This window comes from Streptomyces sp. NPDC002958 (genome assembly GCF_055563255.1).
The window spans coordinates 113,127-134,244 of sequence record NZ_JBVHDS010000016.1 but is presented as its reverse complement, the minus strand read 5'-3'; the positions used below and the strand labels follow the sequence as shown (position 1 = coordinate 134,244).

Sequence of the window (21,118 nt, the reverse complement as noted above, 5' to 3'; positions counted from 1 at the left end):
ACCCTCCACAACCAGGGCGTGACCCGCTACTTGGAGCTCGGGCCCGACGGCATCCTGACCGCGCTCACGCGTCAGTGCCTCGAGGACGAGGACGGAATCGTCCTCGCCCCGGCCCTCCGCGCCCGCCAGCCCGAGGCGCACGTGTTCGCCGCCTTCCTCGGACACGCCCACATCGCCGGTATCCCCGTCGACTGGAACACGTACTACACCAACACCGGCGCCCAGCACACCAACCTGCCCACCTACGCCTTCCAGCACGAGCACTACTGGCTCTCCCCCGCTCCCGTCACCGGCGATGCCACAGGGGCCGGGCTCGACCGGCTCAGGCACCCGCTGCTCGCCGCCTGTGCCCAGGTCGGTGACCGGGACGAATGGCTGTTCACCGGGCGCATCTCCACGGACTCCGCTCCCTGGGTCGAGGACCACGTCGTCCTCGGGACCGTCATCGTCCCCGGCACCGCCCTGGTGGAGCTGGCGCTCGCCGCGGGACTCCGCGCCGGGACGCCCGTACTCGACGAGCTGGTCATGGAGGCGCCGCTCCTGCTGGACGGGAACACAGCCGTACAGCTCCAGGTCGTCGTCGGCGAGAGCGCGTCGGACGGTCGGCGTGAGGTCACCCTGTACTCGCGCCCCGAGGACGGCGGGGAGGACGAGGTCCGCGAAGTGACCTGCCACGCCCGCGGGACCCTGTCCGCCGAGGCCGAGCAGCCTGCGGTCTGGGCGGCGCAGTGGCCGCCGGCCGGGGCCGAGCCCTTCACGGCCGAGGCACTGTACGACCGCCTCACCGGCATCGGATTCGACTACGGTCCGGCCTTCCAGGGCGTGCAGGCCGCCTGGCGTGCCGGGGACGCAGTCGTCGCCGAGGTCGCCCTGCCCGAGGAGCACGCCGAGACCGCCGACGGATTCGGCCTGCACCCCGCCCTCTTCGACGCCTCCCTGCACAGCGGCCTGGACTGGCTGCTCCAGGGAAACGAGCCTTCGGTCGGACTGCCGTTCTCCTGGGCGGGCGTACGGCTCGGTGAGACCGGCCGGGCCCGGGTCCGGGTCCGGATCGAGTCGGCCGGTGAGAACGCGCTCCGCGTCGACGTCGCCGGGGCAGGGGGCGAACCGGTCGTCAGCGTGGCGAAGCTCGCCTTCCGTCCGGTGAGCCGGGAACGGCTGGAGGCGGCCCAGGACGGTCGGCAGAACTCCCTCTTCCAGATCGACTGGATGGCCGTACCGGCTGTCCGTGGCTCGGCGAAGGCCGAAGTCGCGGTGCTGGGCCGGGAGTACGGGGACCTGGCGGCGCTGGATACCGCGGTGGCTGCCGGGCGGCCGGTGCCGGAGGTGGTGGTCGCGGCGGTGGAGTCCGCCGATGCCACGGTCCGGGAGGTCACCGAGCGGACCCTCGCCCTGCTCCAGCAGTGGCTGGCGGTCGACGCACTCGCCGGATCCCGCCTGGTCGTGGCCACCCGCCACGGCATCACCACCGCGGACGGCGAAACCCCCGACCTGGCACAGGCCCCGGTCTGGGGACTCGTCCGCAGCGCCCAGTCCGAACACCCCGGCCGCTTCCTCCTCATCGACCTCGAGCACGACACCGACACCACCACCCTCGACTGGGCCACACTCGCCGGACTGGACGAACCCCAACTCGCCCTCCGCGACGGCCGCACCCTGGCCCCCCGCCTGGCCCGAGCCGACACGACCAACCCCACCCCCCACCCCGACCTGGACCCCGAAGGCACCGTCCTGATCACCGGCGGCACCGCAGGCCTCGGCGCCCTCTTCGCCAAGCACTACGCCCAGGCCTACGGAGCCAAGCACCTCCTGCTCCTCAGCCGCCGCGGAACCGCCGCCGACGGCGTGACCGAGCTCGTGGCGGAACTGACCGAGCTGGGCGCGCAAGTGGACATCGCCGCCTGCGACGTCACCGACCGTGCTCAACTCGCAGATCTGATCGGCTCGCTGGAGCACCCGCTCACCGCGGTCGTACACGCCGCCGGCGTCCTCGACGACGCCACCATCGAGTCCCTCACCCCGGCCCAGGTGGAGCGGGTGCTCGCCCCGAAGGCAGAGGCGGCGCTCCACCTGCACGAGCTGACGGCCGGGCTGGAACTTTCCTCCTTCGTGCTGTTCTCCTCCGTGGCCGCCCTCATCGGCAGCCCCGGCCAGGGCAACTACGCCGCGGCCAACGCCACCCTCGACGCCCTCGCCGCACACCGGCGGGCGGCGGGGCTTCCCGCCACGTCCCTCGCCTGGGGCCTGTGGGGCGAGGCCGGCGGCATGGGCGGGACGATCGACGAGGCCGAACTCGCACGTCTGGAAAGGGCCGGCGTCGGTGCCCTCAGCTCCGAGCAGGGCCTGGAGCTCTTCGACCGTGCCGTACGGCGTACGAGCACCCACCTGTCCGTGCCCGTGCGTCTGCATGCGGCGGCATTGCGGGCGCAGGCACGCGCCGGGATGCTCCCCGCACTCCTGCGCGGACTCGTCCGCACCCCCGCCCAACCCAACCGCCAGACCGCATCGGGCACCGGATCACTCGCCCACCGCCTCGCCTCGGCCACCGAACAGGACCGCGAACGCATCGCGATCGAACTCGTCCAAACCCAGGTGGCCGCAGTCCTCGGACACACCTCACCCGAAGCAGTCGACCCCGAACGCGCCTTCAAGGACCTCGGATTCGACTCCCTCGGCGCCGTCGAACTCCGCAACCGCCTCACCCAGGCCAGCGGCATACGACTCCCCTCCACCCTCGTCTTCGACCACCCCAGCCCCACCGCCGTCGCCCACCACCTCCTCACCGAACTCGGCGACACCCTCACCACCGCCGCCGCATTGGGAGAGGGTCCGGCGTCCGAGTCCGTCGCCGCGCCGGGCGGCGCGCCGGTCCGGTCCGGTCTGGGCACCCTGGGGACCCTGCTGCACCACGCACACACGGCGGGGTCGATCCACCACACGGTGCCGCTGCTGGTCGAAGCCTCACGTTTCCAGGACTCGTTCGCTTCCGCGGCCGACCTCGGGGACACCGGCGGGTACGTCGTCCAGCTCGCCGCCCGGCAATCCGCTGACTCGTCCGCCGACGCGTCCGCCGGCGACCCCACGGTCGTCGGCGGGTCCGGGTCGGGCCGGGAAGAGAAGTGGCTGAAGATCGTCTGCGTTCCGTCCTTCGTGGTCGGCTCCGGCCCGCACCAGTTCATGCGGTTCGCGGCCCGGTTCGAGGGCCGACGCGACGTCTACGTCTGCACCCTGCCCGGGTTCCGCGGCGGAGAGCCCGTACCGGCCACCTGGGAGGCGGCCACCGAGGTCCTCGAACAGGCGATCCGGCAGGCCGTGGGCGAGGACCCGTTCGTCCTCGTCGGATACTCCATCGGCGGGGTGGTCGCCCACTCCCTCGCGGCCCGGTTCGAGGCCTCCGGGGACTCCCCCGTGCCGGTGGTGATGATCGACACTCCGACCCCGGAGGGCGAGGAGGAGACCGACCGGGTCTTCTCGATGGTGATGGCGGAGATCCTGCGCCGCAAGGACGAGGCCATCGTCGTCGACGACGCCAACTGGCTCTCCATGGGCACGTACATGAGGCTCCTCCGAGAGCGGACCGTTGCCCCGATCACGGCCCGCAGCCTCCTGATCCGCGCCGGTGAACTCCTGGGTGACACCGGGCAGTCCTGGCCGGCCTGGGAGGTCGCCGACGACGAGGTGGAGGTCGCCGCCGACCACTTCGCCCTGATCGAGTCGGCCGCCGCCGACACGGCGGACGCCACGGAGAGGTGGATCGAAGCATGAGCCGACACCACACCACCGGCCGGGCGCCGGCCCCTGCCGCGGCCGGGGCCACGGCCGCCGCGTCGGCCTCCGGGGCGGGGGCCTCCGGGGCGGGGGTGGAGGTCCTCGCCGCCCGGCGGGGGCTGTCGATCGCCGTGGTCCTGACCGGGGTCTTCGTCTCGTCCCTGGACCTGTTCATCGTCAACATCGCCTTCCCGGAGCTGGCCCGGTCCTTCCCGGACGCCTCGCTCGGCGACCTCTCGTGGGTGCTGAGCGCGTACGCGATCGCCTTCGCCGCGCTGCTGATGCCTGCCGGGTCCTGGGCCGACCGGTCCGGCCGCAAGCGGGCGTTCATCGCCGGGTTCGTGCTCTTCACGGCGGCCTCGGCGGCCTGTGCCTTCGCACCCGCGCTCGGCGTGCTGGTCGCGGCCCGGATCGCGCAGGCGGTGGGCGGCGCGCTGATGCTGCCCAGCTCGCTCGGGCTGATGCTGCCGCTGTTCCCGGCGGAGAAGCGCGGCGCCGCGGTGGGGCTGTGGGCGGCCATGGGCGGCGCGGCAGCCGCGGCCGGACCGCCCGTCGGCGGCCTCCTCGTCCAGGCGGACTGGCGCTGGGTGTTCCTGGTCAACCTGCCCCTCGGGGTCGTGGCCGTGCTCGTGGCCTGGCGGATCCTTCCCGAGATCCGCGACACCGGCCGCTCGGCCCCGGACGTGACCGGCGCGCTGGTGATCGCCGCCGCCATCGCGGCCGTGGTCGCCGCCATCGTGCAGGGCGAGACGTGGGGCTGGGCCAGCGCCCGGGTCCTGGCGCTGGCCGCGGCCGGTGCGCTCGGTCTCGCGTACAGCGCATGGCGGACCCCGCGCCACCCGTCGCCGATCGTGGAACCCGCCGTCCTGCGCATCCGCTCGGTCGCCTTCGGGGATCTCGCCACGCTGCTGTTCTTCTCCGGCTTCGGCGCGATGATCCTGGGATCCACCCTGTTCCTCACACAGGTCTGGGGACACTCCGTCCTGCGCGCGGGGATGGAGATCGCGCCCGGGCCACTGATGGCGGCCGTGTGCGCGGTCCCCGGCGGAATCCTCGCCTCCCGTTACGGTGCCCGGTGGGTCGGGTTCGCCGGCAGCGTGCTCTTCGCCGTCGGAGGCGTCTGGTGGGCTGCCGCGACCGCCGTGAGCCCGGACTACGCGGCCGCGTTCCTCCCGGCGGGCATCGTCGCCGGTGTCGGCTCGGGGCTGGTCCTGCCCGCCCTGTCGGGGGCAGCAACCCTGCCGCTGCCGCCGGAGCGGTTCGCCACCGGCACCGCCCTGATGTCGATGTGCCGCCAGGTGGGCCTCGCCCTGGGGGTGGCCGTGGTCGCGGCCGTCCTCGGCGCCCGCCCCACGCTGGCCGACTTCCACACCACCTGGCTGTTCATGGCGGGCTGCGGCCTGGCCGGGGGCCTGGCGATGCTCCTCATCGGAACCGGCCGGGAGACCGTATCCGCCCCGGCCGCCCCGCCGGGGACCGCTGCGCGCCTGACCTGACCGCAGCCGCCCGAGGGCGGCGTCGGCCCGGGCACCCGCCCGCATGCCGGCACCGAGAACACCGCACCACACGACACCCGAAGACCCGTACCCGTGCTCAGGGGCGGGCGGACGTCCCCGCCCACCCCGGCACCCCGAAAGGATGACCGACAGTCATGAACTCTCCCCAGCAGGCGGCTTCGGAGACCGGCGCGTCCGGCGAGACGCTCGCCGCCGCCGCGGCCGCGGCCGGATGCCCCGTCGACCACACCGCCCCCGACGCCGCGGCCGAGGCCGCGCTCCGCTCCCGCCCGACCATTCCCGCCGAGGCGCTGCCGGGGCCCAAGGTGTCCGCGCTGCGTCAGATCATCTCGTACTGGAAGAGCCCCGCCGACTTCGTGGAGCGCTGCCGGGACCAGTACGGGGACCGGTTCGCGCTGCGCATCCGGGTCCCTCCCCGCCCCCTCTACGTGCTCTCCGCCCCCGAGGACATCAAGCAGATGTTCCTCGCCCCGGCCGACGTGCTGCACACCGGAACCGGCTCCGCCACCATCGAGAAGTTCACCGGCCAGTCCGGGCTGGCATGGCTGGACGAGGACGCGCACAAGGTCCGCCGCAAGCTGCTGATGCCGAGCTTCCACGGCAAGGCGCTGCACCGCATCGAGGACTCCATCACCCGCATGGCCAAAAAGGACGTGGCGAACTGGCCGCGGAACGAGGCGATGTCGCTGCACCCGCTGGTGCACCGCTTCACGCTGAACGTGATCCGTGAGGTCATCTTCGGGCGGGTGGTGCCCCGTCAGTGGGACGAGCTCCTCGAAGTCCTCATCGGGATGATGAAGTTCAACAACAGCATGGCCTCGGCCATGATGATCCACAAGATGTCCCCGGCGGCGGTGCGCGTGCTGCGCATGATCCGGCCGCTGGGGCTGGACGAGTTCCTGACGCTCCGCGAGCGCGCCAACGCCCTCATCGCCGGGGCGGTGGCGGACCGCCGGGCTTCCGGGGACCTCGGCAACGACATGCTCTCGGTGCTCCTCGGCATCACCCACGAGGACGGTACGCCGCTGTCCCAGACCGAGCTGCGTGACGAGATGATGACCATCTTCCTCGCGGGCACCGAGACGACCGCCGCCGCCATCTCCTGGGCCTTCGAGTTCCTCAGCCGCGAGCCGGAGGCGCTGGCGCGGCTGGTCGCGGAGATCGACGCGGGTGAGGAGGACGCGTACCTGACCGCCGTCGTCCAGGAGGTGCTGCGGGTGCGGCCCTCGATCCCGCAGATCATTCCCCGTACCGTCGTCAAGCCCATCGAGATCGGCGGGGTCCGCTTCGAGCCGGGCATGGTCCTGTGGGCGAGCGCCTACCTCATGAACCGCGACCCGCAGCTCTACCCCGAGCCCGACCGGTTCCGGCCGGAGCGCTTCCTCGGGACCAAGCCGGGCGTCTACACCTGGATCCCGTTCGGCGGCGGCCGGATTCGCTGCCTCGGCGACAAGATCGCTCTGCTGGAGATGAAGACCGTCCTGCGGGAGGTCCTGACCCACTGCGAGCTCCACCGGACCGACCTCGCGCCGGAGGCGACGAAGAGCCGCAGCGTCTCCACCCTGCCCGCGAAGGGTGCCTTCCTGGAGCTGCGTGCCCGTACCCCGCGGGCGAGCCGCGTCGGGGGCTGAGTCGTGGGGCGGCGGGCCGGCGCACCCGGCTCGCCGCCCGCCCCTGGTCGCACGCGCCGTACCGGCCCGGCGCGCCGAGTTCACCACCGTACGGATCTGCGCCCGGCGCGCTGACCTCCGCCTTCCACGCCAAAGCCACCACCGCCACCCTCCGCACCCACCTCGTCCACGTTCCGACCCGGATCGCCCGATCCGCACGACGCATCACCCTGCACCTGCCACACAACTGGCCCTGGCAGCACGCCTGGACACACCTCTTCGACACCGTCCACGACCCACCCTCACCGGCCTGACCGTTCCTGACTATTGCGCCCGCCAGGGCCCAACCGGAACCGAACTCGTGGAAAAGAGGGGCAAACCAGCAGCAACAACCTGCCCATCCACGGCCACCAACCGAAACCAACTCAGAAAACGACCAAGAGATCACCTTCAGAGCACGTCGGTGGATCGAGGCTCAGTCGCGGTCGGTCCTTTCGACCCAGCCCCTGTACGCGCTGACAATGCCGGACCAGTGTCTCTCCCTCTCGTCGCCGGAAGCACGGCGGCACGCATGGGCACGGTGGCACGCGCGGCACTGCCGCGCCCGAACCGCGGTGCCGCAACTCGATGTTCGGATTGGCAACCATGTTGAGCAGCCATTACAAATGGCCGCAGGCGCCGCCGTTGGACGCGGCGATATCCACCCGCCGGCCGGCGGCCGATCCCGACGTCTTCACCCAATCGCGGACGCCGCCGAGTGTTCCCACGCAGATCACGACCTGTTCCGCTCGATATCGACGACCGGCCAAGCGATCACGGCAGTTTTCCCCCCGATGGAAGCCCAACAACGGGAGGTTGATATGCGTCTTCGACGCCTCGCCTGCGCGATAGCCGCGACAGCAGCGATTACCTTGACGGTCACCCCAACGCCGGCCGTCGGTCAAGGCCTTGCCGACCCGCGCGCCGACCACGTCGTACTCGTCGTGTGGGACGGTTTCGATTCCGAGTACCGGCAGCGGGTGGCGACGCCCAACCTGGACGCACTCGCCCGTCGCGGCGTCATCACGACCAGCGCCGGTGTCATGCAATCGATCACCAACCCATCCATGACATCGCTGGCTACCGGCGCCTTCCCCGAACGCCACCTGAACACCGCGTACGTGTACAACCCCACGACCAACGTGGCGACGGGCCAGAGCCGAGCCATGGCGGTGGAGACGCTGGCTCAGTCGCTGGGTGCGCAGGGTCGTACTGTTGCCTCGATCCAGTGGTTCATCCTGCAGAACTACGGCACGACGTACGGCGATCCGAAGGCGCTCTACACGCAGCCCGGCGGCACATGCGACAAGCGGGTCGACCAGTTCACGGACCTGATGGCCGGACGGCCGGTGATCTCCAATGGCAAGCCGGTGACGGTGCCGGAGATCCCGGACTTCACGGCCGTCTACTGCAATGACCTGGACGCGCTGGGTCATGAGGGGGGCGCTGACGACCCGCAGCTCGCCGTCCAGATGGCCGAGATGGATCGCCAGCTCGGCCGGATAGTGCAGGCGACCAAGGACGCCGGTACGTACGGCCGGACCACGTTCCTCGTCGTCGGCGACCACGGCATGACGACGTTCGACAAGGCGTTCGGCACCGACGTACTCGCCGCTATCGCCGAGGCCGGGTTCAAGGGCGAATTCCTCAGCAGCGGCGCGTCGCCCGCGGCCGACACCGACGTGGCGATCGTGGTAGGTGGCAACGGCAGCCTGCACATGCGCGGTGCCGCCGCCGACCCGGGCGCTATCGCCCGCATCCGCGCCAACATTGCAGAGCTCCCGCACGTACGGGCGGTGTTCGGCAAGCCGGAGCAACGCATGATGCGGATGAGCCCGGCCATTGGCGAACTGCTCGTCGAGCCGAAGCCCGGCTGGACGGTCGCGCCCAACCCGCCGGCCGCACCCGCCGGGCGACATGGGTCTACGACCGAACTGGAGACCACCTTCCTGATGGCCGGTGCCGGCGTACGTCCCAACGCCCGAGTTTCCCCGCGCCATGTGGACGTCGCGCCCACGATCTCCGAGCTGCTCGGTGTACCGGCCCCATCCGGAACGCAAGGCCGGGTGTTGCGGGAGGCGCTGCACTGACCCGGCTCGGGGGCCTGCCAACGCAGGCCCCCGACCGGCTGCCCCCGCCGAGCCCCCGCGAAGGCGCGCAGACCGGACCAGCACCGTTGTCGTGATCCGCCCAGGGGTATGGCCCGTGTGCCATCGAAATCAAGTCGAGCGGCGATTTCATCGGGCGGCGAAGTGGGCGTGAGCCCCGTGATCACGGCGGCACCGATCCGGCACGGCGGCCATGGGCCCTTGCGCGGAGATGTCGTACGTGCTCGGATCTTGTTCATCCGCGTCCGAACCATGCACCCCGGACACCTCTCGACGGCTGATTCCCGCCGGTGCACCCCGCCTCCGAGGAGGGCTCCGATGTCATCTCCCGCTTCCACGAAACGAACTGTCGCGGCGGTGCACGCCGCCCCGGTGTTCATGGATACCGAGGCAACCGTCGGCAAGGTCATCTCATTCATCGAACAGGCCGGCCGGGAGGGCATCGATCTCCTGGTGTTCCCCGAGACGTTCGTGCCCGGCTACCCCTACTGGATCGAGGCGTACGCCCCGCTGGACCAACAGGGTGCCAACGCCGCCTACGCCGAGGCGTCCGTCGAGGTGCCCGGCCCGGAGATCGCCCGGGTCCAGGCCGCCTGTGCCCGCACCGGGGTCGGCACGGTCCTCGGTGTCAGCGAACGGCTCGCGGGCACCCGCACGTGTTTCAACAGCCAGGTCTTCATCGAACCCGACGGGACACTCCTCGGCGTACACCGCAAGCTCCAGCCGACCTATGCCGAACGGATCGTGTGGGCTCAGGGCGGCGGCGCCACCCTCAGGGTCTTCGACAGCGCGCTGGGCCGGATCGGCGGCCTGGCCTGCTGGGAGCACACCATGAACCTGGCCCGGCAGTCCCTGATCACCCAGGGCCAGCAGATCCACGCGGCCGCATGGCCCGGTCTGTCCACCATGACCGGCTTCGAGGCCGTCGCCGACATCCAGATCGACGCCATGATGAAGACCCACGCGCTCACAGCCCAGACATTTGTTATCTCCGCAGGAAACCCGGTGGACGAGACGTGCCTGCGGTGGATGGAGTCCACCATCGGACCGCAGAAACACATCACCGCGGGCGGCGGCTGGTCTGCCGTGATCCACCCCTTCAACCAGTACCTCGCCGGCCCGCACACCGGCCCCGAGGAAAAGCTCGTCACCGCCGGGATCGACCTCGCCGACATCAACGCCGTCAAGGTCTGGGTCGACTCCCGCGGCCACTACGCGCGACCCGAGATCCTCGGCCTACGGGTCGACCGACGCCCGCTCTGGCACGACGAAGGACGCCGCGAGTGGCCTGCCGCCCCGAGCGACGGCACCACCGTCTTGGCGACGGAAACGGAATGCCAGGATTCTCCGAAAACCCTTGGCCAAGGTTGCTGACCGTCCCGGCGTTGGTCGATACATAGCGACACCGCCTCAGTCGCGGCGGAGTCGGAGAGGCAATCCGGGCGCGGCGCGGGCCGTGCTGCGGGGCCATCAGGCGACGGCCGGGCGCTGGGCGGCGGGCGGGTGAGGCGGGCCTCGCGCAGCCCTTTTTCCAGGTCGGCGGCGAACTGGTCGGCGTTCGCGCGGGTTCTGGCCGCGTACGCGCGTACCGCTCGGCGGCCGCGGGCTCCAGCTGCTGCCGGGCGGCGCTGTCGGCGGGGGCCGACTGCTCGCTCATCGGGGGTTCCAGAGGGCACTGACGTCTCTCACCACGGTATTGCCGGGCACGCGGCCCAGGACCACTGCGGACGAAACTGCTGGCCGACGTCGGCGCCGGGATCGAGGTGGGCGAGTTCGGTGAGCAGCGCGGCGTGGGCGAGCAGCGGCGGTAGCATCGCGGCCGCCCTCGCCCGTCCAGCAGGCACTGGGGCCGCGCCGCCCGTCCGAAAGCGGTGCGCGGGAAGGTCAACCGGGACTCGGGAACCCGAGGTATTGAAGCACCCACGCGCAGGACCAGGGCGAGCGGCCGAACAACACCAGTTTCACGCGGGCTGAGGCTGCGTCATCCGTCCGCGTGCACGTCCTGCTCCTCCGGAGCAAGGTCAGATGCCGTGGCCCCGGCCGCCATGGCGACACGGGGCCCCGTACGATCACCGAAGAAACGTACGGAAGGAGGGTGCGGTGGGGCACCTCGAAGAATTCGACGTCGCCGGATTCTGGCAGGACTCGGCGTACGCACTGGAGAACTACACCGAACACACCCCGCCCTCACCCGAACTGATCGCCTCGCTGGAGGAGGAGCTCGGCGGCTATCGCCTGCCCGGCTCCTACGTCACTCTGATGAGGACGCACAATGGCGGCATCCCAACCCGGGACTGCTTCCCCATGACCGAGCCGACCTCCTGGGCCGAGGACCACATCGTGATCACCGGCATCCTGGGCATGGGACGGACCAAGCCGAATTCGCTCGGCGGCGAGTTCGGCAGCCGGTTCTGGATCGACATGTGGGAGTACCCCGACATCGGCGTCTACTTCGCCAACACGCCCTCGGCAGGCCACGACATGCTCGCCCTCGACTACCGCACCTGCGGCAAGCACGGCGAGCCGACCGTGGTGCACGTCGACCAGGAAAGCGACTTCACGGTCACCTTCGTCGCGGAGAACTTCGAGGCATTCGTCACGGGCCTGGTCGACGAGTCCGTGTACGACACCTCGGAACAGGACCGGCTCGCCGCCCTGGCCACGGTGCGCGAGGGCAGCTTCTCTCCCGTACTGCTGCGGGCCTTCCGCAAGGTCGCAGACGTCCTGCCCGACGCGGACCTGCGGATGCGGGCGCTGGCGGAAGCCGTCGTGCGGGACAAGGGGTTCTTCGCACTGCACGCCGATGCTCGCTCGACGCTGATGTACGACTACCTGTTCTGGCTGTTCACCAGCTACAACCAGGCATGCTCCTTCGAACGGTACGTCAGGACGCCCCCGCAGTACGAGCGCTCCTACGCGCTGCCGGACTACGAACTCATGATCGTCTTCTGCCTGACGTCCGACCCGTTCGGCTTCTGCACCGGCGGATACGCCCCTGGCTTCCTCGAAGAGTGGTGGAACTCCCGTGTCGCGTCGGGCGATATCGTCGAGACAGCTGACGGCTACCGGATGACCGACACCGCCGTCGACGCACTGTTCGACGGACTCGCCTCCGTGGTCGGTGACCGATAGCCACACGTGCCCGGCAACTGCGTCGAAGAGGCAGCGCCAGCAGGCGAGGACCGGCCACACCACCGCCTACCCGAACCTGTGCGCGACCGGCCTGGATACCTCACCCGCCGCCCGTCCAGCGTGCCAGACCCTGCCTGCACAGCGCTGAGAGCCTATCGGGGCCCAGGTGTGGGCCCGCAGAGCTGGACGCGGCCATACGGAGGCCGGATCACTACGGTCGGTCGTCGCCGTGGCCGCAGGCCCGGTGTCGTCCGCCGTGCACCGCCGCGAACACCGACGGGCGGGGCGCGGCGGCCCGGTCGAGTCGCGCGACCGCGGCCCGGCCCGCCGATGAGTGCGAGTCGTGGACGACCCGGCCTCCCACCAGGGTCATCTCGACACGGGTGTCGCTGACGTCGGCCACCGGGCATTCCGTCACATCACGGTCGAGAACGATCAGATCCGCCGCCAGCCCGGGCCGGACCGTTCCCGTCAGTCGGTCCATGCGCAGCTGCCATGCCGTGCCGTACGTGTGCATCCGCAGCGCCGATGTACGGCTCAACCCCTCCAACTCCCGGTAGAGCGGCCCCTCGCCTTCCGCGCCCGTGCGGTCGATCGCCGTACGGATCTGGTTCCACACCTGGAGCGGGTCCACCGGCCAGTCCGAACCGCCCGAGAGCCGGGCCCCATGCCGCTCCAGGGAGCGGGCAGGGTACACCCACCGGTGCCGCTCGGGTCCGATGTATGGCAGGAGCGCCTCCATCGTCCACGTGTCCTGTTCCGCCCACTGGAGCTGCATGCAGGCCACCACGTCCAGTGCGGCGAACCGTCCCAGATCCGCCGGGTCCACCAGCTGGAGGTGAGCGATGGTGTTCCGGGCACCGCGCAGCCCGGTCGCGCGCCGGGCGTACGCGTACCCGTCGAGCGCCGTGCGCACCGCGCGGTCACCGAGCCCATGGGCATGCATCTGCCAGCCGGCCCGGTTGAAGACCGCGGTCAGCCGCCCGTAATCCTGTCCGGAGACATACAGCTCACCGCGGTTGTCCGTCGGGTGCCCCGAGCCGTCCAGATACGGCGCCAGGAGCGCCGCCGTGTGCGCCGGGTACTCGATCACCCCGTCGAGGAACACCTTGATCGTCCCGAACCGCAGCCCAGGTACGTTACGGAAAGAGCGCTGCAGCCCGCGCGCATAAGCAAGCGCCGCCTTCGGGTCCTTCGCCAGGTCTGCGTCGATCCTGATCGCGGGGACGATCCGCTGCGGCAACGTCCCCGCGTTCGCCAGAGCCTGATACGTCGCCAACTCGCTCTGCCCGACCAACGCGTCCATCATCGTGGTTACCCCGGAGGCCGCCGCCTGGGCGAGGACCCGGGAGCAGGCGGCGACCAGATCGGCCTCGCTCGGCTCTGGGATGTGGTGGGTCACCAGGGGCTGGGCGTCGTCCTTGAGCACCCCGCTGGGCTGCCCGTCCGGCCCCTTCACGATCTTTCCGCCCACCGGATCGGGGGTCGCCGCGGTGATGCCGGCGATCTCCAGGGCGCGGGCGTTGACCCAGATGTTGTGTCCGTCGCCCCCGAGGAGGGCAACCGGGCGGCGGGTGGGAAGAGTGTCGAGCAGGGAGTGGTGGGGGATGGCGCCATGCGGCAGCAACCCGATCGGGTTCCAGTCCGAGACCACCAGCCAGCCGTTGGGCTCCTGGCCGGGCATGTCCTGGAGGAAACCGGTGAGGATCGCCAGGAGTTCCTCGGCGGTCGTCTCAGCGCCCTCCAGGGAAGGGCGCAGTGAGCGGTCACCCGCGGAGAGCGGGTGCACATGGCCGTCATGGATGCCGCTCATCACGGTCGCCCCGCGCGCGTCGACGATTTCGGTGCCCCGTCCGGCGAGGCGACGCAGGTCACGGCCCCGGCCGGTGGCGAGAACGCGGCCGTCGTGCCCGACGGCCACGGCCTCGGCGGGCCGGGCGCCGGGGAGCCCGGTGAACACCCGTGCGTTGTGGACGACCAGGGCCGCGGCACTCCGATCTGCGGCGGCCGCGGCGGGGCCGGCCGCCGCACTCACCAGTCCGGCCGCACCTGCGGCGAGCATGGTCCGCCGGGCGAGAGAAGAATTCATGACCACTCCCAGGGTTGGGCTGCATTCGCTGTGGCTGGACCCTCTCTGAATAACGCCGTAACCAGAACCCGCCCCGGACGACGGAATCCGTAGGATGACGCCATGCCAGGGCCCACTCTCGCCGATGTGGCACGCGCCGCGGAGGTCTCCACCGCCACCGTCTCGCACGCTCTCAACGGAACCGGCCGACTCGCCGATTCCACGCGCCGCCGGGTCCGCGAGGTGGCCACCATGCTCGGCTACGGCTCCCAGCGGACCTTACGGACCGGGAAGACCCTGGGTGTGGCCGTCACGACCTACGCCGGATCGGCCTGGAACTTCCTCGACGTCCCGTACTTCGCCCGGCTCCTCACCGCCGCCACCGCCACCGCGCACGCCCACGGCTACGCCCTGACGATCCTCCCCGCCACCTGCGGGGCCGAGACGCCCTGGCACACCTTCACCGTGGACGGCATGCTGCTCCTCGACAGCCCCACGGACGACCCGGTGCTGCGTGCGCTGCGCGCCCGGGGCATCCCGCTCGTCTTCGACGGCCGCCCCGTCGCTCCGAGGCCCGGGGACGTCTGGGTCGACAATGACCACACCGCCACCACCCGCGAGGTCCTCGGCCACCTGGCGGCCTCGGGCGCCCGGCGGATCGCCCTGCACGCCGGGTACGGCGACGAGCACTACACCCGGGCCGTGACCCGCGCGTACGAGCAGTGGTGCCACGAGTACGGCCGGACGCCACTGCTCCTCACCTTCGACCCGTACGACTCCCCGGGCCACAACTTCGACGCGGTCTTCGCCGCCCGCGCCTGCGACGCGGTCTACACGGTCTACGACCCCGGCGGCCGCCAGGTCCTGGCCGCAGCGGCCCGCCATGGCCTGCGGATCCCCGACGACCTCCTCCTCGTCTGCGCCAGCGAAGACCAGGCATACGCCGAGAACGATCCGCCGGTGAGCACCGTAACCCTGCACCCCGCGACGATCGCCGAGACCGCGGTGACGGCCCTGGTCTCCAGCCTGACTCCCGCCGCCCCGCCACCACCCCCTGGCGCCCTGACGGTCCCGGCGGTCCTCCACCCCCGCCGCTCCTCACGCCGCCGGGTCCGGCCTGGCTCACCGTCGGCAACGAGCCCGGCCCCCGCTCCCACGCCAACGGGTACAAGCTCGACCTCCGCATCCGGAACGAGGGCGCCTGCATCACCCGATGGATCTGCGCCCACAACCGCTTCGACCACACTTGCGGCGATGGCGCGAGTATCTACGAGGGCGTGATGCCCGGCGGTAGCAACGCCGAGTACGCCTGCGAAGGCTACCGCTGGGACATCACCTTCAACTGACCCGCACGTCACCGTCCCTGGCAACGGAACAGACCGACGTCCGGCGGGCGGCACCCCGTGTGGGGTGAACCGCCTCGGATGCCCTCGTCCGGCAGGTCCCAGGCGTCAGCGAACCCGCGGGACTGGCGCAGCCGGTGCTGCCAGAACCGGCTGACTTCCCCCATCTGTCCGATGAGCCCGTCGGCCGTGGGGGTGCGGGCGCTTCGCCGCCGGACGAGCAGACGGTGAACACGGCGCCTCCGGGCTCGCCAGGGTTCAGCGCCCGTGCTCGGCGATGGGAGGGTGGCGGTCCATGGCGGCTCCGAAGTCTCGGAAGATGCCTCCCTGTCTCCACTATCAGGCTGTCCGGCTGTCCGGCTGGGCCTTGCCACGTCGCAGCGATTGCCGACCACCTGCCGAGGGCCGTCGGCGACGATCCGCGGGCCGACACCCATACGGCGCAACAGCGACCGGCCGCAGGCCCGCCGCAGCCGGGCGTGGCCGTGCGGCGGAGGCGCCTGCGGCCGCAGAGCCGAGGTACCTCACTTCCATGCGGCGCTGTTTGTCGGCCCGTCGCTGTCCGATTTCCTCCTGTCCTGTGAACCCTGTTCCTGCCCCGCCTCCGGCGCAGTGGCCGGGCGAGCTTCCGATTCTTCCCTCACTGTGGAAAGGGAGGAGGGGGTGAGGCGACGAAGGGAGTGGTGGGATGCGGATCGTTGTGGACCTCACGCGCTGCCAGGGCTATGCGCAGTGCGTGTTCCTCGCACCGGAGGTGTTCCAGCTGCACGGGGAGGAGGCGTTGCTGTACGCGCCAACGGTCCCCGACGAACAGCTGGAGCGCGTGCGCCAGGCCGCGGCGGCGTGCCCGGTCCAGGCCATCCTCGTCGGTGAGGAGGTGAGCGCCGGTGACCGGTGACCTGTGGGAGGGCCGGATCGTCATCGTCGGTGCGTCGCTGGCCGGGTTGAGGGCCGCCGAGACACTGCGTGAGGAGGGCTTCACCGGCTCACTGACCGTGGTGGGAGATGAGCCCTACCCGCCCTATGACAGACCGCCGCTGTCCAAGCAGGTGCTGCTCGGTCCGGTGGCTGCGGACACCACCGGGCTGCCGATGCGCCGGGATCCGGACGCCGAGTGGCGGCTGGGGGTGCGAGCCACTGGTCTGGACCCCATGGGGAAGCGGGTGCTGCTGGCCGACGGGGACGCGCTGCCGTTCGACCGGCTGCTGATCGCCACCGGGACCCGGGCGCGGCCCTGGCCCAACCCGGAGGAGGCCGCCCTGGACGGGGTGTTCACTCTGCGCACCCGCGATGACGGCGGGTGGCTGGCCGAGCGGCTGGCCGCCGGGCCGCGGCGGGTGTTGGTGATCGGCGGGGGCTTCACCGGCTCGGAGATCGCCTCGGCCTGCCGGGAACGGGGATTGGAGGTGACGGTCGCCGAACGTGGCCCCGGCCCCCTGGTGGGCGCGCTCGGCGGGACGCTGTCGAAGCTTGCCGCCGCAATGCACCGGAACCACGGGGTGGACCTGCGGTGCGGGGTGACGGTCACTTCCCTGCGCGGGGACGGCAGCGGCCGGTTCATCGGTGCGGACCTGTCCGACGGCAGCCGCGTCGAGGCGGACGTGTGCGTCGTGGCGTTGGGGGCGGTGCGTAACGTCGAGTGGCTGGCGGATTCCGGACTTGCGGCGGGCCCGCGTGGGGTCGCCTGCGACGCGGGATGCCGGGCCTTCAACATGTACGGGATCGTCACCGACGATGTCTTCGTGGCCGGTGACGTCTCCCGCTTCCCGCACCCCTTGTTCGAGTACCAGATGCTCTCCTTGGAGCACTGGGGCAACGCAGTCGCGCAGGCCGAGGTGGCGGCTCACAACATGGTGAATCCGGGGCCGTTGAGGCGTCCCCACCTTGCGGTGCCGGCGTTCTGGTCGTGCCAGTTCGGGCTCAACATCAAGTCTGTGGGCGTCCCTTCCTTCTCCGACCAGGTCGTCCTCGCGCAGGGCTCGCTGGAGGCGCGCCGTCTGGCAATGGTGTACGGCTACCGGGGGCGGGTCACCGCAGCGGTCACCATCAACATGGCCAAGTCGCTCGAGTACTACCAGCACCTGATCGAGACCGCTGCTCCGTTCCCGCCCGCGCCCGGCGCGGCGGACCGTGCGATCGCGGCCGAAATCCCGGTCCCCTCCGATGTGCCGGATCCGAAGGGGCTTTCCCACGGCCCCACCGTCGCACTGACCGGCTACCTGCCGGACCGCCGGCTGACCGTGGTGCAGCCCGAAGGCTGACCCTCCCGCCCGTCCCCGAGGAGCCACATCATGACCGCGGACACCCTGCTGGAACGGATCACCGACTACGCCAACCGCCCCGACCCCTACCCGCTGTACGCGGAACTCCGCGAAGCCGGGCCCGTCCTGCGGCAGGCAGACGGCAGCTATCTGGTCGGTACCTACCACGAGATCACCGCATTGCTCCACGATCCGCGGATCAGCGTCGATCCCCGAAACCGTCCGGCCCCGCCCAGCGGTCCGTCCGAGGAAGTTCCGCGGCCGCCCTTCCTGCGGCTCGACGACCCTGAGCACCACAGGCTGCGCACCCTGGCCATGCGGCCGTTCGGCCCACCGCACAGCCCCGGCCGGGTCGACGCCATGCGCGGCCGGATCGCCGACATCACCATGGATCTGTTCGAGGCGCTCCGGGACCGCGAGCAGATCGACATCGTCGACGACTTCGCCTACCCGCTGCCCGTCACGGTCATCTGCAGACTGCTCGGTGTGCCACGCGAGGACGAACCGCTGTTCCGGCAATGGTCCGACGCGCTCGTCGCGGCTGCCGACGTCAGGCCCGAAGAGGACACCACCGAGCGGGACCGGGCGGGCCAACAGGCGCGGGCCGAGCTGGGCCAGTACCTGGTGGACCTCGCCGAACAGCGCCGCGGCCATCCGAGCGACGACATGCTGTCCGCGTTCATCAACGAACCCGACCCGTCCCTCCGGCTCAGCCGCGACGAACTCGCGGTAACCGCCATACTTTTGCTCATCGCCGGACACGAGACGACGGTCAACCTGATCACCAACGGGGTCCTCACCCTGCTGCGCCACCCCGAACAACTGGACCGGCTGCGCCGCGAACCCGACCTGCTGCCCAGCGCGGTGGAGGAACTGCTGCGCTACGAGCCCCCGGTCCACATGCGGGAACGTATCCCCCTCGCCGACATCGACGTCGCCGGCACCTCCATCCCCAAAGGCACCTCCGTCATACTCGCGCTGGCCTCGGGCAACCGCGACCCCAAGAGGTTTCACGACCCCGATCGGTTCGACCCCACCCGCCGGGACAATCAACACCTGGGCTTCGGCGGCGGCATCCACCTCTGCTACGGCGCACCGCTCGCCCGCATCGAAGCCGAGACCGCACTCGGCGCACTGATCCCCCACCTCAGCACCGCGACCTTGGTCCAAGACCCGCCCCCCTACCGGCAGAGCGCCATGCTCCGCGGACCCCGCCACCTCTGCCTCGAGATCCAACAGCCCGCCTGACCGGCAGTGTCGACTGCGTGGTGCTCGATGCGCAGGGCGAACGGCTTTGGGTGCAGCGCGAGTTGCAGCCGTCAATGTCCTCGTCCCGGGCCCGGCAGGCGGCGCAGAACGCCGACGGGGCGGCGTACCCCGACGCGGTGTCGGGGTACGCCGCCCTGGAGTGGGACGAGCTGCGGTCCGCGGCCCTCGAGCTGCTGACCGGTCCCTCTCCCGTTACTTCGGGTCGCGGTTGAACAGCGACTTGGACCAGAAGTAGCCGAGCAAGGCCAGCCCGAGGCACCAGACGACGGCCAGCCACCCGTTGTGGCCGATCTCGGTGCCGAGCAGCAGCCCGCGCAGTGTCTCGATGGCCGGGGTGAACGGCTGGTACTCGGCGATCGGCTGGAACCAGCCCGGCATCGCGTCGACCGGTAGGAAGGCGCTGGAGAGGAGCGGCAGGATCATCAGCGGCATCGCGTTGTTGCTGGCCGCCTCGGGGTTCGGGCTGGACAGGCCCATCCCGACCGCGATCCAGGTGAGCGCGAGGGCGACGAGCGTCACCAGGCCCAGCGCCAGGATCCACTCCAGGGCGGTGGCGTCCGTGGCCCGGAACCCGATGGCCACCGCGACGGCCCCGACGAGGACCACGCTCATCACGCACTGCAGCACGCTGCCGACGACGTGCCCGATGAGTACCGCCCCGCGGTGGATCGCCATTGTACGGAAGCGGGCGATGATGCCCTCGGTCATATCCATGGCGACGGACACCGCGCTGCCGATCGTGGTGCCGCCGATGGTCAGCATCAGGATGCCCGGGACGAGATACGCGAGGTACTCGGACCGGTCCGCCCCGCCGCCCCCGATGCCGGCGCTCATCGCATCGCCGAAGATGTAGACGAAGAGCAGCAGCAGCATGACCGGCGTGAGCAGCAAATTCAGTGTCATGGACGGGTAGCGCCGCGCGTGCAGCAGATTCCGCCGCAGCATCGTGGACGAGTCTCGCACGGCGAGGGAGAGGGAGCTCATCGGACATCCTCCTTCTTGGGCTGGTTGCGCTGGCTCGGCACGGTGGAGCCGGTCAGCGCGAAGAACACGTCGTCGAGGTCGGGCGTGTGCACGGTCAGCTCGTCCGCCTCGATGCCGGCCGATTCCAGCCAGTCGAGGATGGAGCGCAGCTCGCGCTGGCTGCCGTCGCTGGGGATCTGCAACACCAGCGTCTCGTCATCCCGGGTGACGTCGCGCAGGGCGAGGGCGGCGCTCTGGTATGTGGACGGGTCGGAGAAGCGGAGTCGCACGTGTCCGCCGGGGATGAGCCGCTTCAGCTCGTCGGCGCTGCCCTCGGCGGCGATCTTGCCGTCGTTCAGCACCGCGATACGATCGGCGAGCTCGTCGGCCTCCTCCAGGTACTGGGTGGTGAGGAAGACGGTGACGCCGCCCGTGACGAGCTCGCGGATGATCTGCCACATGCTGTGCCGTGAGCGCGGGTCGAGGCCGGTGGTCGGCTCGTCGAGGAAAATGATCCGCGGGTTGCCGACCAGGGTCATGGCGATATCGAGGCGGCGCTTCATGCCGCCGGAGTAGCTCTGGGCGGGCTTCTTGGCGGCATCGACGAGGTCGAACCGCTCCAGCAGCTCGGCGGTGACCCGCCGCCCTTCGCGCTTGGACAGGTGGTGCAGGTCCGCCATGAGGAGCATGTTCTCCTCACCGGTGATCAGCCCGTCGACGGCGGAGAACTGCCCGGTGACGCCGATCGAGGACCGGACCGCCTGCGGGTCGGCGGCCAGGTCGTGGCCGCCGACGCGGATGTCGCCGGCGTCGGCGCTGATCAGGGTGGAGAGGATCTTCACGGCGGTGGTCTTGCCGGCGCCGTTCGGCCCGAGCAGCGCGAACACGGACCCGGCCGGGATGCGCAGATCGATGCCGTCGAGGACGGTCTTGTCGCCGTACGCCTTGCGCAGACCGACGGTGGAGACGGCGGCCGGCGACGGGTGATTGTCACCCTGTCTGGATGTGGGCATGACAGAAGAAGGCATGGAGCCCTCCCG

Annotated in this window: 15 protein-coding genes and 2 pseudogenes; 13 read left to right on the top strand and 4 right to left on the bottom strand. The window is 70.8% G+C overall.

The window, feature by feature from the left end; translation table 11 throughout:
* The first annotated feature begins 18 nt into the window (after positions 1-18).
* The 7 genes and pseudogenes from ACZ3IC_RS24675 to ACZ3IC_RS24645 all read left to right on the top strand — a co-directional run bounded on the left by ACZ3IC_RS24675 (position 19) and on the right by ACZ3IC_RS24645 (position 10,416).
* Positions 19-3,765: an SDR family NAD(P)-dependent oxidoreductase gene (locus ACZ3IC_RS24675; RefSeq protein WP_467419243.1), complete on the top strand. Its 3,747-nt coding sequence runs from the start codon at positions 19-21 to the stop codon at positions 3,763-3,765.
* Positions 3,762-5,264: an MFS transporter gene (locus ACZ3IC_RS24670; protein ID WP_467419241.1), complete on the top strand. Its 1,503-nt coding sequence runs from the start codon at positions 3,762-3,764 to the stop codon at positions 5,262-5,264. Before ACZ3IC_RS24675 ends, ACZ3IC_RS24670 begins: the two co-directional genes overlap by 4 nt.
* A 155-nt stretch (positions 5,265-5,419) precedes the next feature.
* Positions 5,420-6,916: a cytochrome P450 gene (locus tag ACZ3IC_RS24665; protein WP_467419238.1), complete on the top strand. Its 1,497-nt coding sequence runs from the start codon at positions 5,420-5,422 to the stop codon at positions 6,914-6,916.
* Positions 6,861-7,028: pseudogene (locus ACZ3IC_RS24660) on the top strand (hypothetical protein); the annotation flags it as partial. The gene ACZ3IC_RS24665 and the pseudogene ACZ3IC_RS24660, both read left to right, overlap by 56 nt.
* A 19-nt stretch (positions 7,029-7,047) precedes the next feature.
* Positions 7,048-7,209 (top strand): annotated as a pseudogene (locus tag ACZ3IC_RS24655) (IS1380 family transposase); the annotation flags it as partial.
* 300 nt (positions 7,210-7,509) lie between these two features.
* A complete protein-coding gene (locus ACZ3IC_RS24650; RefSeq protein WP_467419236.1) occupies positions 7,510-9,024 on the top strand; it encodes an alkaline phosphatase family protein in 1,515 nt (504 codons plus the stop codon).
* 336 nt (positions 9,025-9,360) lie between these two features.
* Positions 9,361-10,416, top strand: a complete 1,056-nt coding sequence (locus ACZ3IC_RS24645) for a carbon-nitrogen hydrolase family protein (RefSeq protein WP_467419234.1) — start codon at positions 9,361-9,363, stop codon at positions 10,414-10,416.
* 311 nt (positions 10,417-10,727) lie between these two features.
* Here ACZ3IC_RS24645 and ACZ3IC_RS24640 read toward each other — a convergent pair whose 3' ends face one another.
* Positions 10,728-10,856 carry a hypothetical protein gene (locus ACZ3IC_RS24640; RefSeq protein WP_467419232.1) on the bottom strand — a complete coding sequence of 43 codons (129 nt, stop codon included), beginning with the start codon at positions 10,854-10,856 and terminating at the stop codon, positions 10,728-10,730.
* 286 nt (positions 10,857-11,142) lie between these two features.
* On the opposite strand from ACZ3IC_RS24640, the gene ACZ3IC_RS24635 reads away from it, so the two are divergent.
* Complete coding sequence (locus ACZ3IC_RS24635; RefSeq protein WP_467419230.1) at positions 11,143-12,174, top strand: SMI1/KNR4 family protein; 1,032 nt, start codon at positions 11,143-11,145, stop codon at positions 12,172-12,174.
* A gap of 211 nt (positions 12,175-12,385) precedes the next feature.
* Here the strand turns inward: ACZ3IC_RS24635 and ACZ3IC_RS24630 are convergent, their stop codons facing one another.
* On the bottom strand, positions 12,386-14,263 hold the full coding sequence (locus tag ACZ3IC_RS24630) for an amidohydrolase (protein ID WP_467419227.1): 1,878 nt from the start codon (positions 14,261-14,263) through the stop codon (positions 12,386-12,388).
* A 102-nt stretch (positions 14,264-14,365) separates the two neighbouring features.
* On the opposite strand from ACZ3IC_RS24630, the gene ACZ3IC_RS24625 reads away from it, so the two are divergent.
* From ACZ3IC_RS24625 to ACZ3IC_RS24605, 5 genes are all read left to right on the top strand, one after another.
* On the top strand, positions 14,366-15,523 hold the full coding sequence (locus ACZ3IC_RS24625; RefSeq protein ID WP_467419226.1) for a LacI family DNA-binding transcriptional regulator: 1,158 nt from the start codon (positions 14,366-14,368) through the stop codon (positions 15,521-15,523).
* A gap of 750 nt (positions 15,524-16,273) precedes the next feature.
* Entirely contained in the window at positions 16,274-16,483 is a 210-nt protein-coding gene (locus ACZ3IC_RS24620; RefSeq protein ID WP_467419224.1) for a ferredoxin, read from the top strand.
* Complete coding sequence (locus tag ACZ3IC_RS24615; RefSeq protein WP_467419222.1) at positions 16,473-17,846, top strand: NAD(P)/FAD-dependent oxidoreductase; 1,374 nt, start codon at positions 16,473-16,475, stop codon at positions 17,844-17,846. The genes ACZ3IC_RS24620 and ACZ3IC_RS24615 overlap by 11 nt, the downstream gene beginning before the upstream one ends.
* A 30-nt stretch (positions 17,847-17,876) precedes the next feature.
* Entirely contained in the window at positions 17,877-19,094 is a 1,218-nt protein-coding gene (locus tag ACZ3IC_RS24610) for a cytochrome P450 (protein WP_467419219.1), read from the top strand.
* 17 nt (positions 19,095-19,111) lie between these two features.
* Entirely contained in the window at positions 19,112-19,327 is a 216-nt protein-coding gene (locus ACZ3IC_RS24605) for a hypothetical protein (protein ID WP_467419218.1), read from the top strand.
* Here the strand turns inward: ACZ3IC_RS24605 and ACZ3IC_RS24600 are convergent.
* Positions 19,308-20,099 (bottom strand): ABC transporter permease, encoded by a 792-nt coding sequence (locus ACZ3IC_RS24600; RefSeq protein ID WP_467419216.1) that lies wholly within the window; start codon positions 20,097-20,099, stop codon positions 19,308-19,310. The genes ACZ3IC_RS24605 and ACZ3IC_RS24600 overlap by 20 nt on opposite strands.
* Entirely contained in the window at positions 20,096-21,091 is a 996-nt protein-coding gene (locus ACZ3IC_RS24595) for an ATP-binding cassette domain-containing protein (RefSeq protein WP_467419214.1), read from the bottom strand. The genes ACZ3IC_RS24600 and ACZ3IC_RS24595 overlap by 4 nt, the downstream gene beginning before the upstream one ends.
* Positions 21,092-21,118 lie beyond the last annotated feature (27 nt).

What these genes read in the sequence shown, in the direction of transcription:
- ACZ3IC_RS24670 (WP_467419241.1), top strand. Translation starts at nt 3,762, where the DNA reads ATGAGCCGACACCACACCACCGGCCGGGCGCCGGCCCCTGCCGCGGCC.
- ACZ3IC_RS24665 (WP_467419238.1), top strand. Translation starts at nt 5,420, where the DNA reads ATGAACTCTCCCCAGCAGGCGGCTTCGGAGACCGGCGCGTCCGGCGAG.
- ACZ3IC_RS24645 (WP_467419234.1), top strand. Translation starts at nt 9,361, where the DNA reads ATGTCATCTCCCGCTTCCACGAAACGAACTGTCGCGGCGGTGCACGCC.
- ACZ3IC_RS24640 (WP_467419232.1), bottom strand. Translation starts at nt 10,856, where the DNA reads ATGCTACCGCCGCTGCTCGCCCACGCCGCGCTGCTCACCGAACTCGCC.
- ACZ3IC_RS24630 (WP_467419227.1), bottom strand. Translation starts at nt 14,263, where the DNA reads ATGAATTCTTCTCTCGCCCGGCGGACCATGCTCGCCGCAGGTGCGGCC.
- ACZ3IC_RS24625 (WP_467419226.1), top strand. Translation starts at nt 14,366, where the DNA reads ATGCCAGGGCCCACTCTCGCCGATGTGGCACGCGCCGCGGAGGTCTCC.
- ACZ3IC_RS24620 (WP_467419224.1), top strand. Translation starts at nt 16,274, where the DNA reads ATGCGGATCGTTGTGGACCTCACGCGCTGCCAGGGCTATGCGCAGTGC.
- ACZ3IC_RS24610 (WP_467419219.1), top strand. Translation starts at nt 17,877, where the DNA reads ATGACCGCGGACACCCTGCTGGAACGGATCACCGACTACGCCAACCGC.
- ACZ3IC_RS24600 (WP_467419216.1), bottom strand. Translation starts at nt 20,099, where the DNA reads ATGAGCTCCCTCTCCCTCGCCGTGCGAGACTCGTCCACGATGCTGCGG.
- ACZ3IC_RS24595 (WP_467419214.1), bottom strand. Translation starts at nt 21,091, where the DNA reads ATGCCCACATCCAGACAGGGTGACAATCACCCGTCGCCGGCCGCCGTC.